Origin of the sequence: Candidatus Tisiphia endosymbiont of Temnostethus pusillus, assembly GCF_964264675.1 — a bacterium.
Taxonomy (GTDB): domain Bacteria; phylum Pseudomonadota; class Alphaproteobacteria; order Rickettsiales; family Rickettsiaceae; genus Tisiphia.
Genome location: NZ_OZ183472.1, coordinates 1,052,999 through 1,072,428, shown reverse-complemented (window position 1 = coordinate 1,072,428; position 19,430 = coordinate 1,052,999). Strand labels below are relative to the sequence as shown.

1 protein-coding gene (cut by a window edge) is annotated in these 19,430 nt (G+C 30.5%); it reads left to right on the top strand.

The annotated features are described in order from the left end of the window. Positions 1 to 19,430 carry the 3' portion of a non-ribosomal peptide synthase/polyketide synthase gene (locus tag ACFEL2_RS05075; protein WP_375331669.1) on the top strand. The gene continues 2,707 nt to the left of window position 1, outside the view, so the window shows 19,430 of its 22,137 coding nt (coding positions 2,708–22,137); its start codon lies off the left edge, out of view; it ends in the stop codon at positions 19,428 to 19,430.

The window sequence follows — 19,430 nt, the reverse complement described above, 5'->3', positions numbered from 1 at the left end:
AATTATATATAGGGGGAGTGGGATTAGCTAGAGGGTATTTAAATAGACCTGAGTTAACAGCAGAGAAGTTCATAGTTAATCCATTTCAAAGTACAGAGGAAAAGAAGTTAGTAAAGAATACAAGATTATATAAGACTGGAGACTTGGTAAGATGGTTAGCAGATGGTAATTTAGAATATATAGGACGTAATGATTTTCAGGTTAAGATCAGAGGATACAGGATAGAGTTAGAAGAAATAGAGAGTGTTTTATCAAGTTATAAAGGAATAACACAGAGTGTAGTGTTAGCTCAAGAACAACAAGGACTAGGAGAATCAGGAAGTAAGTATTTAGCGGGTTATTATGTATCAGAATATAAGTTAGATGAAGAAGCTATACTAAATTACCTACAGGCAAGATTACCGGAATATATGATACCTGCTGTATTAATGCATTTGGAAAGATTGCCATTAACGATTAATGGTAAGTTGGATAGAAAATCATTGCCTGATCCTGAGTTTACTAATATTGAAACATATGTAGCCCCTAGAAATGAATTGGAGAGTCAAGTTTGTAAGATTTGGGCAGAAGTGTTAGGATTACCTGAAGAAAAAGTAAGTATCCATGATGATTTTTTTAGATTGGGAGGTAATAGCATTTTAGCAATAAGGTTGGTAAGTAAATTAAGTAAAGAATTAAATAGTGCAATTAGTATACCAGCTATCTTTAAGCACAATACAGTAAAAAGGTTGGTTCAATACATAGAACATAATAACGAAAATAGCATAGTAATAGATAAAGCTAGCATTACTAAAGTAGAAGAACAATCATTATCTTTTGCCCAAGAGAGGTTATGGTTTATTGAGAAATATGAGGAAGGAACTAATGCATATAATATACCGATGGTATTTAGTATATCTAGTAATGCTAGTATAGATATATTAGAAAGTAGTATAAAAAGTATAGTAGCTAGACACGCTATACTAAGGACCTTAATCAAAGAAGACAATAGAGGCAATGGTTATCAATTAATACTAGATGATAAAGAGTTTCCCTTAGAGATTATAAAGATAAACATCATTGATCAATTACAATTAGAAGAAGAGTTAGAAAAGGCAGTAAATCATATTTATGATTTAAGTAATGAATATCCGATAAGAGTTTGCTTATATGAATTAATTAGTAGCAATGCAAAAGATACTCCAAAATACTACCTAAGCATAGTAATTCATCACATAGCCTTTGATGGTTGGTCTACCGATATATTTTTGAAAGAACTACAAGCATATTATAGTTATTATCTAAAACAATCACAAGGTTTAGTAAGTAAACTAAACTTACCAAAATTAACTATTCAATATAAAGATTTTGCATTATGGCAAAGAAACTATTTAAGTGGGGAAAGATTAGATAAACAATTAAATTACTGGAAGAATAAACTAAGTGGTTATGAGACATTAAACTTAATAACCGATAAACCAAGAGCAAGTCAGATAGATTATGAAGGTAGCAATATCTATTTTGAGTTAGATAAAGATACCTCAAGATCTTTAAGGGAATTAGCTAAGAAATTAAAGGTAAGCTTATACAGCGTATTACTTAGTGGTTATTATTTAATGTTGAGAAGTTATAGTAATCAAGATGATATAGTGGTAGGAACTCCAATAGCTAATAGGCAATATAATCAGATAGAAAATTTAATTGGTTTTTTTGTCAATTCGTTAGCCCTGAGGATACAAATAGATGCAAAAATCTCAATTAAAGAATTTATTAAGCAAGTAGGAGATGAAGTAGTACAAGCACAACTTCATCAGGATTTACCATTTGAGAAATTAGTAGAGGAACTAAATGTACTCAAAGATACTAGTAGGCATGCAATATTTCAAGTAATGTTTGCAGTGCAAAATTTTGGGAGTGAATTGTATAATCAAGTGGGGGAACAACAAGAAACTTATTTAGCTAATATATTACAAACACATACAACAGGAGCTAGTTTATATAATGTAGCTAAGTTTGATATTAGTACTGTTATAGATGATAGTGAAGTTTGCTTAAAAGGAAGTTTTAATTACGCCATAAGTTTATATAGCGAAGAAACAATTAATGGCTTTATAAAAACATATACTGAGATATTAAAACAATTGGCTACATTGCTTAATAATAGCCAAAGACAAGCACATAGTAAAATAGCTGATTTAAACTATTTAGATCAACAACAATACCAACAAATCATTAATAATTGGAATGATACAGATAAAACTTATCCAAGTGATAAGACGATACAAGCTTTATTCGAAGAACAAGTAGTAAGGACACCAAATAACATAGCAATAGTATATGAAGAAACTAAGCTAACATACAGACAACTTAATAAAAGAGGCAATCAGTTAGGCAATTACTTAAGAGAGACGTATGAGATTAAGCCAGATACCTTGATAGCCTTATGTTTAGACAGGAGTGAACATATGCTAATAGCGATACTTGGTGTATTAAAAGCAGGAGGAGCATATGTGCCAATGGATTCAAGTTATCCTGATGAAAGAATAAGCTATATATTAGAAGATACAAGTAGTAAGTTAGTACTGACTAATAAAGAACATAAAAAAAGATTAGATAGCTTAGCTATTAGCACAACCAGTCAAGCAACAATCTTAGCAATTGATGATCAGCAAGTACAAACTTTACTAGCATCCCATCTAATATCTAACCCTACAACTTTTACCACCAGCAATAACCTTGCTTATGTTATATATACTTCAGGTACTACAGGTAATCCTAAGGGAGTAATGATTGAGCATAGAGGAATTATAAATTTAGCAAAAATACAAGAAAAAGAGTTTGAATTACCTAAAGAAAAAAACATTAAAAATTGCTTATGGTATGGTAATTATGTATTTGACGCACATGTATGGGAAATTTATACAACTATCTTAAATGGTCGTGCTATATATATCATAGATAATGATATAAGGCAAGATATAAGGCTACTAAGCCTTTACATACAAAAAAACGATATAGTTATAGCTACAATACCTCCAGCCTTATTAAATAGTAAAAATCTACTTGAATTAAAAACATTAATAGTAGCAGGTGAGAAGGCAAATAAGGAAGTATTAAATTACTATCAAAATAGTAACGTAAAAGTAATAAATGCATATGGTCCAAGTGAGGTAACAGTATGTGCAAGCTTAAATCACTATAATAATAATGGTGCTACAAATATAGGATCTGCAATTTCTAACGTAAGGTGTTATGTATTAGACACTAACTTAACTCCGCTACCAATAGGAGCGATAGGAGAATTATATATAGGGGGAGCAGGATTAGCTAGAGGTTATTTAAATCGCCCTGACTTAACAGCAGAGAAGTTTATAGTTAATCCATTTCAAAGTATAAAGGAAAAGAAATTAGCAAAGAATGCAAGGTTATATAAGACTGGAGACTTGGTAAGATGGTTAGCAAATGGTAACTTAGAATATATAGGACGTAATGACTTTCAAGTTAAGATCAGAGGCTACAGAATAGAGTTAGAAGAGATAGAGAGTGTTTTATCAAGTTATGAAGGAATAACACAAAGTGTAGTACTAGCTAAAGAACAACAAGAAGCAGGAGAATTAGGTAGTAAATATTTAGCAGGTTATTATGTATCAGAATCTAAGTTAGATGAAGAGGCTATATTAAATTATCTACGGGCAAGATTACCGGAATATATGATACCTGCATTAGTGCATTTGGAGAGATTGCCATTAACCATTAGTGGTAAGTTGGATAGAAAATCATTGCCTGATCCTGAGTTTACTAATATTGAAACATATGTAGCCCCTAGAAATGAATTGGAGAGTCAAGTTTGTAAGATTTGGGCAGAAGTGTTAGGATTACCTGAAGAAAAAGTAAGTATCCATGATGATTTTTTTAGATTGGGAGGTAATAGCATTTTAGCAATAAGGTTGGTAAGTAAATTAAGTAAAGAATTAAATAATGCAATTAGTATACCAGCTATCTTTAAGCACAATACAGTAAAAAGGTTGGTTCAATATATAGAACATAATAACGAAAATAACATAGTAATAGATAAAGCTGCCTTTACTAAAGTAGAAGAACAATCGTTATCTTTTGCTCAAGAGAGGTTATGGTTTATTGAGAAATATGAAGAAGGAACTAATGCTTATAATATACCGATGGTATTTAGTATATCTAGTAATGCTAGTATAGATATATTAGAAAGTAGTATAAAAAGTATAGTAGCTAGACACGAGATACTACGGACCTTAATCAAAGAAGATAATAGAGGTAATGGTTATCAATTAATACTAGATGATAAAGAGTTTCCCTTAGAGATTATAAAGATAAACATCATTGATCAATTACAATTAGAAGAAGAGTTAGAAAAGGCAGTAAATCATATTTATGATTTAAGTAATGAATATCCGATAAGAGTTTGCTTATATGAATTAATTAGTAGCAATGCAAAAGATACTCCAAAATACTACCTAAGCATAGTAATTCATCACATAGCCTTTGATGGTTGGTCTACCGATATATTGTTGAGAGAACTACAAGCATATTATAGTTACTATCTAAAACAATCACAAGGTTTAGTAAGTAAACTAAACTTACCAAAATTAACTATTCAATATAAAGATTTTGCATTATGGCAAAGAAACTATTTAAGTGGGGAAAGGTTAGATAAACAATTAAATTACTGGAAAAATAAACTAAGTGGTTATGAGACATTAAACTTAATAACCGATAAACCAAGAGCAAGTCAGATAGATTATGAAGGTAGCAATATCTATTTTGAGTTAGATAAAGATACCTCAAGATCTTTAAGGGAATTAGCTAAGAAATTAAAGGTAAGCTTATACAGCGTATTACTTAGTGGTTATTATTTAATGTTGAGAAGTTATAGTAATCAAGATGATATAGTGGTAGGAACTCCAATAGCTAATAGGCAATATGATCAGATAGAAAATTTAATTGGTTTCTTTGTCAATTCGTTAGCCCTGAGAATGCAAATAGATGCAAAAGTTTCAATTAAAGAATTTATCAAGCAAGTAGGAGATGAAATAGTACAAGCACAACTACATCAGGATTTACCATTTGAAAAATTAGTAGAGGAACTAAATGTAATCAAAGATACTAGTAGGCATGCAATATTCCAAGTAATGTTTGCAGTGCAGAGTTTTGGGAATGAGCTATATAGTCAAGAGGACGAACAACAAGAAACTTATTTAGCTAATATATTACAAACACATACAACAGGAGCTAGTTTATATAATGTAGCTAAGTTTGATATTAGTACTTTTATAGATGATAGTGAAGTTTGTTTAAAAGGAAGTTTTAATTATGCAACAAGTTTATATAGCGAAGAAACAATTAATGGTTTTATAAAAACATATACTGAGATATTAAAACAATTGGTGACATTGCTTAATAATAGCCAAAAACAAGCATATAGTAAAATAGCTGATTTAAACTATTTAGATCAACAACAATACCAACAAATTATTAATAACTGGAATGATACAGATAAAACTTATCCAAGCGATAAGACGATACAAGCTTTATTCGAAGAACAAGTAGCAAGAACGCCAAATAACATAGCAATAGTATATGAGGAAACTAAGCTAACATACAGGCAACTTAATGAAAGGGCGAATCAGTTAGCCAATTACTTAAGAGAGACATATCAGATTAGCCCCGATACGTTGATAGCCTTATGTTTAGACAGGAGTGAACATATGCTAATAGCGATACTTGCTGTATTAAAGGCAGGAGGAGCATATGTACCAATCGATTCAAATTATCCTGATGAAAGAATAAGCTATATATTAGAAGATACAAATTCTCATATAGTATTGACTAATGAAATTTATGAGAATAGGTTAAAGAGTTTAGCTAATAAGTCCGACTTAACTTTACAAGTAGTAACGATAGATAATGTTTTATTCGAAAAGCAACTATCATCTCAATCTATGCAGAACCCACGAACAGAGACACAAAGCAATAATCTAGCTTACGTAATTTATACTTCAGGTACTACTGGTAATCATAAAGGGGTTATGATTGAGCATAAGAGTGTAGTGAATAGAATTAAGTGGATGAATGATAAATATCCCCTCAATGAAATAGATAAGATATTACAAAAAACACCTTATATATTTGATGTATCAGTATGGGAATTATTATGGGCTAATTGGTATGGGGCAAGTGTTGTATTTGCTAACCCCACAGGTCATAAATATCCGAATTATCTTATAGAACTAATGAGGCAAGAATCTATAACGATTGCTCATTTTGTACCTTCAATGCTTAGTGTATTTGAAGATACCCTAGTTAATATGGAACAATTAAGTGTAGATACTAACCTAAATAAGGAAAATAAAGGTGTAGATTATAAGAAAGATAATTTTGTAGCAAGTTTAAGGTATATCTTTTGTAGTGGAGAACCTATTGGTATAAATCAAGTAAGTCAGTACCATCAGTTATTAGCTAATATAAAGCTACATAATCTATATGGACCAACTGAGACTACTGTAGATGTTTTATATTATGATTGTAGTGATAAAGATATAAAAGAAGTTTATATAGGAAAGCCCATAGATAATACTACTGTATATGTATTGGATACAGCATTTAACCCTGTACCAATTGGTGCTATTGGAGAGTTGTATGTAGGAGGGGTGGGTCTTGCTAGGGGATATTTAAATAGACCTGAGTTAACTGCTGAAAAGTTTATTTCAAATCCATTTCAAACTAAGGAAGAGAAAGCTGATAAAAGTTATGGAACAAATGGAAAGAATGCAAGGGTTTATAAAACGGGTGATCTAGTACGTTGGTTGCCTGATGGTAATCTAGAATATATAGGACGTAATGATTTTCAGGTTAAGATTAGAGGATATAGGATAGAACTTGGTGAGATAGAGAATGCACTTAGTCAGTATCTAGCTGTGAAACAATCAGTTGTAGTAGCAAGAGATCATATAGACTCTAATGCTAGTAAATACTTAGTAGGTTATTATGTATCAGAATCTAAGTTAGATGAAGAAGGCATATTAAATTACCTACAGGCAAGATTACCGGAATATATGATACCTGCTGTGTTAATGCATTTGGAGAGTTTGCCATTAACCATTAATGGTAAGTTGGATAGAAAATCATTACCTGATCCTGAGTTTACTAATATTGAAACCTATGTCGCTCCTAGAAATGAATTGGAAAGTCAAGTTTGTAGGATTTGGGCAGAAGTGTTAGGATTGCCTGAAGATAAAGTAAGTATCCATGATGATTTCTTTAGACTAGGAGGGGATAGTATAATAAGTATCCAGTTGGTAAGTAGGTTAAGACAAAGGCTAGGGTTAAATGTTACTGTTAAGGATATCTTTGGTTATAAAACTATTGAAAGACTCTATGATAATGTTTTAAGCAAAGGACAAGGCAGTACTCAAGGAGATTTAAGAAGTGAACAAGGTATATTAAGTGGAGAAGTACCATTATTACCAGTGCAACAGTGGTTCTTTAAGCATAATTTTATAATTCCTAATCATTGGAATCAGTCATTTCTGTTAAGAACCGAGACCTTAGATATAAATAGGCTACAGCTAAGCATAACTAAATTAGTTCAACATCATGATAGTTTTAGACTAAGATACAGGAAAGCTACAGATTTGGTACAGAGTTATTGCCAATATTATAATAATGATGCCAAGGTAGAAGAATTAAAGATATTAGACATAAACAAATTGGATGTTAAAAAAGGTAGTAAAGAATTTGAGTTTAAACTACAGGAGATATTAACTAGTTGGCAGAGTAATTTTGATTTAGAGCATGGACCAACCTATAGTATTGGCTATATTTTTGGTTATGAAGATGGGAGTAGTAGGATCTATTTTGCTCTGCATCATTTAATAGTAGATGCGGTAAGTTGGAGGATAATTGCTGAAGATTTAAGAAATCTTTACCATGCTAAAGATTTAGGTAGTAAAGGAGGTAGTTACAGACAATGGGTAAATGCAGTAAGAGAATATGCAACTACTCATGAGAGTGAAAAAACTTACTGGTCAAATATCTTATCTGACTATGATAGTAATAATAATCATCTAAATAAGTTAATAGCAAGTGAAGATACTTATAGTTATGCTAGCTTACAATTAAACAAAGAACAGACTGGTAAGTTATTACAAGACAGTAATAGAGCTTATAATACGCAAGTGAATGATATCTTGCTTACTGCTCTTGGTTATAGTTTAGCTGAGATAACAGACAATAAAATTAACTATATAGTATTAGAAGGTCACGGTAGAGAGGAGATAGATAGTAATATTGATATAACAAGAACAGTTGGTTGGTTTACTACTATCTATCCAATACGATTAGAGATAAGTGAGGAGTTAGGTAATAGTCTTAAGACTGTCAAAGAGAATTTAAGACAAGTACCAAATAAAGGAATAGGTTACGGGACAGTAATAGGATATCAGAGTGATTTATCAAGAATAAGCTTTAACTATCTAGGACAGTTTGACAAGCAAGGTGCGACAACAGATAAAGATTTATGGAATATTATTAGTGAGAATAGCGGTATATCAATGCATCCCGCTAACCAAGACAACAATATAGTTAATATCAATGGTTTAGTTGTAGATGGTAAACTTAAATTTAGTATAGCAAGTAAGTTAGGTGCAAATATAACCAATAAACTAGCTGATTTATTTCAACAGAAGTTAGAAGATATAATCAGCTACACAGTCAAGCAGACTAGAAGCTACTTAACAGTGAGCGATATAGATAATGTAATAAGTCAGGAATACTTAGATAGGTTACAAGAACATCGAGAGATAGAAGGAGTATATTTAGCAAATAGCTTACAACAAGGTTTTATTTATCATACCTTAAATCAAGGTGATGTTGATGATGCGTACAGAGTACAGATTATTTGGCAATATAATAATCAGTTAGCACTTAATAAATTAAAAGAAGCTTGGGGTTATGCTCAAGCAAGATTCAGTAGCCTAAGGCTGAGGTTAAACTGGGAGGAAGAATTAATCCAAGTAATAGATAAAGAAGGTAATTTAGATTGGAGATATATTGACTTAAGTGAAGAACAAGATTTTACAATTCAAGAATTTACCATTAAACAAATTCAAGAAGAAGATCGGCTTGAAGTATATGACTTACAACAAGGTAATTTATTTAGGGTGTATTTAATTAAGCAGAGGGAAGATTTATATACATGTATTTTTAGTAATCACCATGCAATATTAGATGGTTGGAGTAATTCAATATTATTAGGATATATTCATGATACTTACTTAAAATTGCAAGATAAAGAAATAATATTGTTAGAGATAGAGCAAAGTTATCAAGAAGCACAGAAATATATACAAAAGCATCAAGAAGATAATAAGGATTACTGGAATAAATATATATCTCAAATAGAAGAGCGAAGTGACTTCAGTGGCTTGTTATTAAGTAACAATAAACAGAAACAGTTAAGAATAAGTGAACATAAACATATAACAAATCCAGCAGAACAAGTATTAACAATTACAGGCAACTTATATGACAATTTAAAAAAGTTCAGTCAAGAAGAAGGTGTAACATTAAATGCAATATTACAATATGTATGGCACAAAGTATTAAGTATTTATGGTAATAGTAATCAAACGGTAGTAGGAACTACCGTATCAGGTAGGAATCTTCCAATAGATGACATAGAGAGTTCAGTAGGGTTGTATATAAATACTTTACCATTGATAGTAGAGCATCAAAATAAAACAATAACAAGTGTAATAGAGTCAATAAAGGCTATTCAAAGTGATATTAATGAGATCAATAGTAGAAGTGATATCAGCTTAGTTAAATTACAAAAAGGAGGTGAGCGGTTATTTGATAGTTTATTTGTTTATGAGAACTATCCTAATCCAGCCAATGAAGAACAGCAAAGTAGAATTAAGATAAGGTTTACAGGATCAGTAGAGAAACTAGATTATCCATTAGCAGTAATAGCATATGAAGTAAATAATCAATTAACATTTATGATCAAATATGCTGGGGAGTTATTCAGTAATGATAGTATAGAGCAATTATTATTGATAGCTAAAAGCTTACTTGAACAAATAGTAAGCAATCCTTACCAGGAAGTACAGAATTTAAGCTATTTAGATCAAAAACAATACCAACAAATCATTAATAATTGGAATGATACAGATAAAACTTATCCAAGCGATAAGACAATACAAGCTTTATTCGAAGAACAAGCAGCAAGGACACCAAATAACATAGCAATAGTCTATGAGGAAACTAAGCTAACATACAGGCAACTTAATGAGAGAGCCAATCAGTTAGCCAATTACTTAAGAGAGACATATCAGATTAGCCCCGATACGTTGATAGCCTTATGTTTAGACAGGAGTGAACATATGCTAATAGCGATACTTGCTGTATTAAAGGCAGGAGGAGCATATGTACCAATGGATTCAAATTATCCTGATGAAAGAATAAGTTATATATTAGAAGATACAAATAGTAAGTTAGTACTGACTAATGAAGGACATAAACAAAGATTAGATAGTTTAGCTATTAGCACAATTAGTCAAGTAACGATCTTAGCAATTGATGATCAGCAACTACAAACTTTACTAGCATCCTACCCGACATCTAATCCTGCAACTTCTACCACCAGCAATAACCTTGCTTATGTTATATATACTTCAGGTACTACAGGTAATCCTAAGGGGGTAATAATTGAACATAAAGGAGTAGTATCTCTTGTAAAGAATGTTGATTATGTGTCTATTAATTCTAGTGATTCATTTATTCAATTTGCCGATATAACATTTGATGCTGCAACTTTTGAGATTTGGACCTCGTTGTTAAATGGAGCTAAATTATTTATTCCAGCTAATAAAATAGATTTATTAGCTGATATTAATTTACTGCAAAAGACATTAATAACAAATAAAATTTCAGTATTATGGTTAACAAGGACTTTATTTGATCAATTGTTTTTAATTGATCAAAGTATTTTTAAAAATATTAAATATTTACTTGTTGGTGGAGAAGCATTAAATCCTAAACTAATATCCAAATTAATAAACTCACATGATGCACCTCAGAATATTATTAATGGTTATGGTCCTACGGAGAATACTACATTTAGTTGTACATTAAATATTAGTAAAAATAACATAACAAGCGTAAAGACTATACCAATTGGTATAGCTTTTACAAATAGAAAGGCTTATGTACTAGATATAAACTTAACCCCGCTACCAATAGGAGCGATAGGAGAATTATATATAGGGGGAGCAGGATTAGCTAGAGGTTATTTAAATCGCCCTGACTTAACAGCAGAGAAGTTTATAGTTAATCCATTTCAAAGTATAAAGGAAAAGAAATTAGCAAAGAATGCAAGGTTATATAAGACTGGAGACTTGGTAAGATGGTTAGCAAATGGTAACTTAGAATATATAGGACGTAATGACTTTCAAGTTAAGATCAGAGGCTACAGAATAGAGTTAGAAGAGATAGAGAGTGTTTTATCAAGTTATGAAGGAATAACACAAAGTGTAGTACTAGCTAAAGAACAACAAGAAGCAGGAGAATTAGGTAGTAAATATTTAGCAGGTTATTATGTATCAGAATCTAAGTTAGATGAAGAGGCTATATTAAATTATCTACGGGCAAGATTACCGGAATATATGATACCTGCATTAGTGCATTTGGAGAGATTGCCATTAACCATTAGTGGTAAGTTGGATAGAAAATCATTGCCTGATCCTGAGTTTACTAATATTGAAACATATGTAGCCTCTAGAAATGAATTGGAGAGTCAAGTTTGTAAGATTTGGGCAGAAGTGTTAGGATTACCTGAAGAAAAAGTAAGTATCCATGATGATTTTTTTAGATTGGGAGGTAATAGCATTTTAGCAATAAGGTTGGTAAGTAAATTAAGTAAAGAATTAAATAATGCAATTAGTATACCAGCTATCTTTAAGCACAATACAGTAAAAAGGTTGGTTCAATATATAGAACATAATAACGAAAATAACATAGTAATAGATAAAGCTGCCTTTACTAAAGTAGAAGAACAATCGTTATCTTTTGCTCAAGAGAGGTTATGGTTTATTGAGAAATATGAAGAAGGAACTAATGCTTATAATATACCGATGGTATTTAGTATATCTAGTAATGCTAGTATAGATATATTAGAAAGTAGTATAAAAAGTATAGTAGCTAGACACGAGATACTACGGACCTTAATCAAAGAAGATAATAGAGGTAACGGTTATCAATTAATACTAGATGATAAAGAGTTTCCCTTAGAGATTATAAAGATAAACATCATTGATCAATTACAATTAGAGGAGGAACTAGAAAAGTCAGTAAATCATATTTATGATTTAGGTAATGAATATCCGATAAGAATTTGCTTGTATGAATTAATTAGTAGCAATGCAAAAGATACTCCAAAATATTACCTAAGCATAGTAATTCATCACATAGCCTTTGATGGTTGGTCTACTGATATATTTTTGAAAGAACTACAAGCATATTATAGTTACTATCTAAAACAATCACAAGGTTTAGTAAGTAAACTAAACTTACCAAAATTAACTATTCAATATAAAGATTTTGCATTATGGCAAAGAAACTATTTAAGTGGGGAAAGATTAGATAAACAATTAAATTACTGGAAAAATAAACTAAGTGGTTATGAGACATTAAACTTAATAACCGATAAACCAAGAGCAAGTCAGATAGATTATGAAGGTAGCAATATCTATTTTGAGTTAGATAAAGATACCTCAAGATCTTTAAGGGAATTAGCTAAGAAATTAAAGGTAAGCTTATACAGCGTATTACTTAGTGGTTATTATTTAATGTTGAGAAGTTATAGTAATCAAGATGATATAGTGGTAGGAACTCCAATAGCTAATAGGCAATATGATCAGATAGAAAATTTAATTGGTTTCTTTGTCAATTCGTTAGCCCTGAGAATGCAAATAGATGCAAAAGTTTCAATTAAAGAATTTATCAAGCAAGTAGGAGATGAAATAGTACAAGCACAACTACATCAGGATTTACCATTTGAAAAATTAGTAGAGGAACTAAATGTAATCAAAGATACTAGTAGGCATGCAATATTCCAAGTAATGTTTGTAGTGCAGAGTTTTGGGAATGAGCTATATAGTCAAGAGGACGAACAACAAGAAACTTATTTAGCTAATATATTACAAACACATACAACAGGAACTAGTTTATATAATGTAGCTAAGTTTGATATTAGTACTTTTATAGATGATAGTGAAGTTTGTTTAAAAGGAAGTTTTAATTATGCAACAAGTTTATATAGCGAAGAAACAATTAATGGTTTTATAAAAACATATACTGAGATATTAAAACAATTGGCGACATTGCTTAATAATAGCCAAAGACAAGCACATAGTAAAATAGCTGATTTAAACTATTTAGATCAACAACAATACCAACAAATTATTAATAACTGGAATGATACAGATAAAACTTATCCAAGCGATAAGACGATACAAGCTTTATTCGAAGAACAAGTAGCAAGAACGCCAAATAACATAGCAATAGTATATGAGGAAACTAAGCTAACATACAGGCAACTTAATGAAAGGGCGAATCAGTTAGCCAATTACTTAAGAGAGACATATCAGATTAGCCCCGATACGTTGATAGCCTTATGTTTAGACAGGAGTGAACATATGCTAATAGCGATCCTTGCTGTATTAAAAGCAGGAGGAGCATATGTACCAATCGATTCAAATTATCCTGATGAAAGAATAAGCTATATATTAGAAGATACAAATAGTAAGTTAGTACTGACTAATGAAGGACATAAACAAAGATTAGATAGTTTAGCTATTAGCACAATTAGTCAAGTAACGATCTTAGCAATTGATGATCAGCAACTACAAACTTTACTAGCATCCTACCCGACATCTAATCCTGCAACTTCTACCACCAGCAATAACCTTGCTTATGTTATATATACCTCAGGTACTACAGGTAATCCTAAGGGGGTAATAATTGAACATAAAGGAGTAGTATCTCTTGTAAAGAATGTTGATTATGTGTCTATTAATTCTAGTGATTCATTTATTCAATTTGCCGATATAACATTTGATGCTGCAACTTTTGAGATTTGGACCTCGTTGTTAAATGGAGCTAAATTATTTATTCCAGCTAATAAAATAGATTTATTAGCTGATATTAATTTACTGCAAAAGACATTAATAACAAATAAAATTTCAGTATTATGGTTAACAAGGACTTTATTTGATCAATTGTTTTTAATTGATCAAAGTATTTTTAAAAATATTAAATATTTACTTGTTGGTGGAGAAGCATTAAATCCTAAACTAATATCCAAATTAATAAACTTACATGATGCACCTCAGAATATTATTAATGGTTATGGTCCTACGGAGAATACTACATTTAGTTGTACATTAAATATTAGTAAAAATAACATAACAAGCGTAAAGACTATACCAATTGGTATAGCTTTTACAAATAGAAAGGCTTATGTACTAGATATAAACTTAACCCCGCTACCAATAGGAGCGATAGGAGAATTATATATAGGGGGAGCAGGATTAGCTAGAGGTTATTTAAATCGCCCTGACTTAACAGCAGAGAAGTTTATAGTTAATCCATTTCAAAGTATAAAGGAAAAGAAATTAGCAAAGAATGCAAGGTTATATAAGACTGGAGACTTGGTAAGATGGTTAGCAAATGGTAACTTAGAATATATAGGACGTAATGACTTTCAAGTTAAGATCAGAGGCTACAGGATAGAACTAGAAGAGATAGAGAGTGTTTTATCAAGTTATGAAGGAATAACACAAAGTGTAGTACTAGCTAAAGAACAACAAGAAGCAGGAGAATTAGGCAGTAAATATTTAGCAGGTTATTATGTATCAGAATCTAAGTTAGATGAAGAGGCTATATTAAATTATCTACGGGCAAGATTACCGGAATATATGATACCTGCATTAGTGCATTTGGAGAGATTGCCATTAACCATTAATGGTAAGTTGGATAGAAAATCATTACCTGATCCTGAGTTTACTAATATTGAAACCTATGTCGCTCCTAGAAATGAATTGGAAAGTCAAGTTTGTAAGATTTGGGCAGAAGTGTTAGGATTACCTGAAGAAAAAGTAAGTATCCATGATGATTTTTTTAGATTGGGAGGTAATAGCATTTTAGCAATAAGGTTGGTAAGTAAATTAAGTAAAGAATTAAATAATGCAATTAGTATACCAGCTATCTTTAAGCACAATACAGTAAAAAGGTTGGTTCAATATATAGAACATAATAACGAAAATAACATAGTAATAGATAAAGCTGCCTTTACTAAAGTAGAAGAACAATCGTTATCTTTTGCTCAAGAGAGGTTATGGTTTATTGAGAAATATGAAGAAGGAACTAATGCTTATAATATACCGATGGTATTTAGTATATCTAGTAATGCTAGTATAGATATATTAGAAAGTAGTATAAAAAGTATAGTAGCTAGACACGAGATACTACGGACCTTAATCAAAGAAGATAATAGAGGTAACGGTTATCAATTAATACTAGATGATAAAGAGTTTCCCTTAGAGATTATAAAGATAAACATCATTGATCAATTACAATTAGAGGAGGAACTAGAAAAGTCAGTAAATCATATTTATGATTTAGGTAATGAATATCCGATAAGAATTTGCTTGTATGAATTAATTAGTAGCAATGCAAAAGATACTCCAAAATATTACCTAAGCATAGTAATTCATCACATAGCCTTTGATGGTTGGTCTACTGATATATTTTTAAAAGAACTACAAGTATATTATAGTTACTATCTAAAACAATCACAAGGTTTAGTAAGTAAACTAAACTTACCAAAATTAACTATTCAATATAAAGATTTTGCATTATGGCAAAGAAACTATTTAAGTGGGGAAAGGTTAGATAAACAATTAAATTACTGGAAAAATAAACTAAGTGGTTATGAGACATTAAACTTAATAACCGATAAACCAAGAGCAAGTCAGATAGATTATGAAGGTAGCAATATCTATTTTGAGTTAGATAAAGATACCTCAAGATCTTTAAGGGAATTAGCTAAGAAATTAAAGGTAAGCTTATACAGCGTATTACTTAGTGGTTATTATTTAATGTTGAGAAGTTATAGTAATCAAGATGATATAGTGGTAGGAACTCCAATAGCTAATAGGCAATATAATCAGATAGAAAATTTAATTGGTTTTTTTGTCAATTCGTTAGCCCTGAGGATACAAATAGATGCAAAAATCTCAATTAAAGAATTTATCAAGCAAGTAGGAGATGAAGTAGTACAAGCACAACTTCATCAGGATTTACCATTTGAGAAATTAGTAGAGGAACTAAATGTACTCAAAGATACTAGTAGGCATGCAATATTTCAAGTAATGTTTGCAGTGCAAAATTTTGGGAGTGAATTGTATAATCAAGTGGGGGAACAACAAGAAACTTATTTAGCTAATATATTACAAACACATACAATAGGAGCTAGTTTATATAATGTAGCTAAGTTTGATATTAGTACTGTTATAGATGATAGTGAAGTTTGTTTAAAAGGAAGTTTTAATTATGCAACAAGTTTATATAGCAAAGAAACAGTTAATGGCTTTATAAAAACATATACTGAGATATTAAAACAATTGGCGACATTGCTTAATAATAGCCAAAGACAAGAACATACTAAAATAGCTGATTTAAGCTATTTAGATCAAGAACAATACCAACAAATAATAGATATATGGAATCGAACTGATAGAGAGTATCAAGATACTAAAACAATCCATGAATTGTTTGAAGAACAAGCAAAAAAAACTCCAAATAATATAGCAGTAATAGATATAGAAAAAGAGTATAAATACAAACAATTATTACAAGAGAGTAATTTATTATCAAGATATATATTACATTTAAATAATATTAATCCTATTGTACAGCCGTATAACAAACTAATAGGGATTTTAAGCGAAAAAAGTTATAACCAAGTAGTATCAACACTGTCTATAATGGCATCTAGTCATGGTTATTTACCTCTGAATATAGACTGGCCGGTGGAAAGACTGGAAAAAGTATTAGCACATGGTAATGTATCTATATTGCTAATTTCTAGAGTACAATACAATAAAAAAGAAATTAGAGAAATTTTATCAACAAAATATCAATTATTAGTAATAGAAGATGTTTTATCAAAAATCAAGAATAATAAGAAATTAGAATTACAGCTGACTAATATTAATTTACCAATAGTAATGCTAGAAGATATAGCATATGTGATATTTACTTCTGGTTCAACAGGAGAACCTAAAGGAGTTACCATAACTCATAGAGGAGTATTAAATACAATTGCTGCAATAAATTCGAGGTTTAATATCTCTTCAAAAGACAAAGTATTATCATTATCAGAATTAAGTTTTGATTTATCTGTATATGATATATTTGGTATCTTAACTGTAGGTGGTGAGATAGTGCTTCCAAAACAAGAGAAAACACAAGATCCTAATCACTGGATGGAATTAATTAATAAATATCAAATTACAATATGGAATACAGTACCACAGTTAGCTAGCTTACTAATAGATGCAGTTGAGAATAGTTATTTATCTATTGCTTCTTTAAAATTATTTTTATTAAGTGGTGATTGGATACCTATTAGTTTACCAAACAGAATCAAAAAACATTGTAATCAATCAATTATCATGAGTTTAGGAGGGGCAACAGAAGGTAGTATTTGGTCTATATGGTATGAGATAACAGAAATTAAGCAAGAGTGGCACAGTATCCCCTATGGTACAGCTATGCCAAATCAAAAGATATATGTATTGAATTATAATTATGAGCATTGTCCAGTAGGTGTGATTGGTGAAATTCATATTGGTGGTATAGGGGTTGCATTAAATTACTGGAGAGATCCAGAAAAAACTAATGCTAGCTTTATAGAACATAGTAAGTTTGGTCGATTATATAAAACAGGAGATTTAGGGAAATGGCATCGGAATGGATATGTAGAATATATAGGACGTAATGATTTGCAGGTTAAGATCAGAGGCTACAGGATAGAACTAGAAGAGATAGAGAGTGTTTTATCAAGTTATGAAGGAATAACACAAAGTGTAGTACTAGCTAAAGAACAACAAGAAGCAGGAGAATTAGGCAGTAAATATTTAGCAGGTTATTATGTATCAGAATCTAAGTTAAATGAAGAGGCTATATTAAATTATCTACGGGCAAGATTACCGGAATATATGATACCTGCATTAGTGCATTTGGAGAGATTGCCATTAACCATTAATGGTAAGTTGGATAGAAAATCATTGCCTGATCCTGAGTTTACTAATATTGAAACATATGTAGCCCCTAGAAATGAATTGGAGAGTCAAGTTTGTAAGATTTGGACAGAAGTGTTAGGATTACCTGAAGAAAAAGTAAGTATCCATGATGATTTTTTTAGATTGGGAGGTAATAGCATTTTAGCAATAAGGTTGGTAAGTAGACTAAATAACTATTATCAATCACATTTAAAGATTTCTGATATATTTATATATAAAAATATTGAATTACTTTTACCTAGAATAATGCAAACTAAAAATAGTTATCAAACTATTATTAAATTAAACAAGACTTCTGATAAACCAAATATCTTTATGATACATCCAGGAATAGGAGGATGCGAAGTTTATATTTCATTAGCTAATACATTAGCTAATAATTTCAGTTGTTATGGGATAGATCACTATAATCTGTATCAGAAGAATAAGATAGATAATTTATATAAATTAGCCCAATATTATTTATCGTACATTGATAACGTAATGTTAAAAACTCAGCAAAAAACATTTCACTTACTTGGTTGGTCACTTGGTGGAAAAATATCATTAGAGATAGCTAGTATTTTAGAACAAAGGGGTATGAGTAATAGTAGAGTGTATTTATTAGACACTATGCTTAACGATGATTATCTATTATCTTTAACTACTCAAATGAATATTGAAAAACTAAAGAGCGAATATGAGAATTATATGCTTTCTCAAGGATATGATAAAGTCTATATAGAAAAAACTGTATCTAATATGGAGATTGAAATGAAACTTGGAATGCAAAAAATATCTTCAACATTGATTGATACTCGTATACTTCTATTTAAAGCAATGCTTAAAGATACAAGACTTCAAGTAGACGATGTGTCGGAGAACTCTAAAGAATACTCACTTACTCTTGAATATAATAATATAGATACAATTGTTGAAAAAAAATCTAATATTAAATTGATTAAAATAAATAATGCTCATCATGGAAATATATTAAATCAAAAGGAGTTTCTAGCCTTTGAAATTAGTAAGTATAATCTAGTTTTAGGTGAGTGGGCTGCTGGACTATAA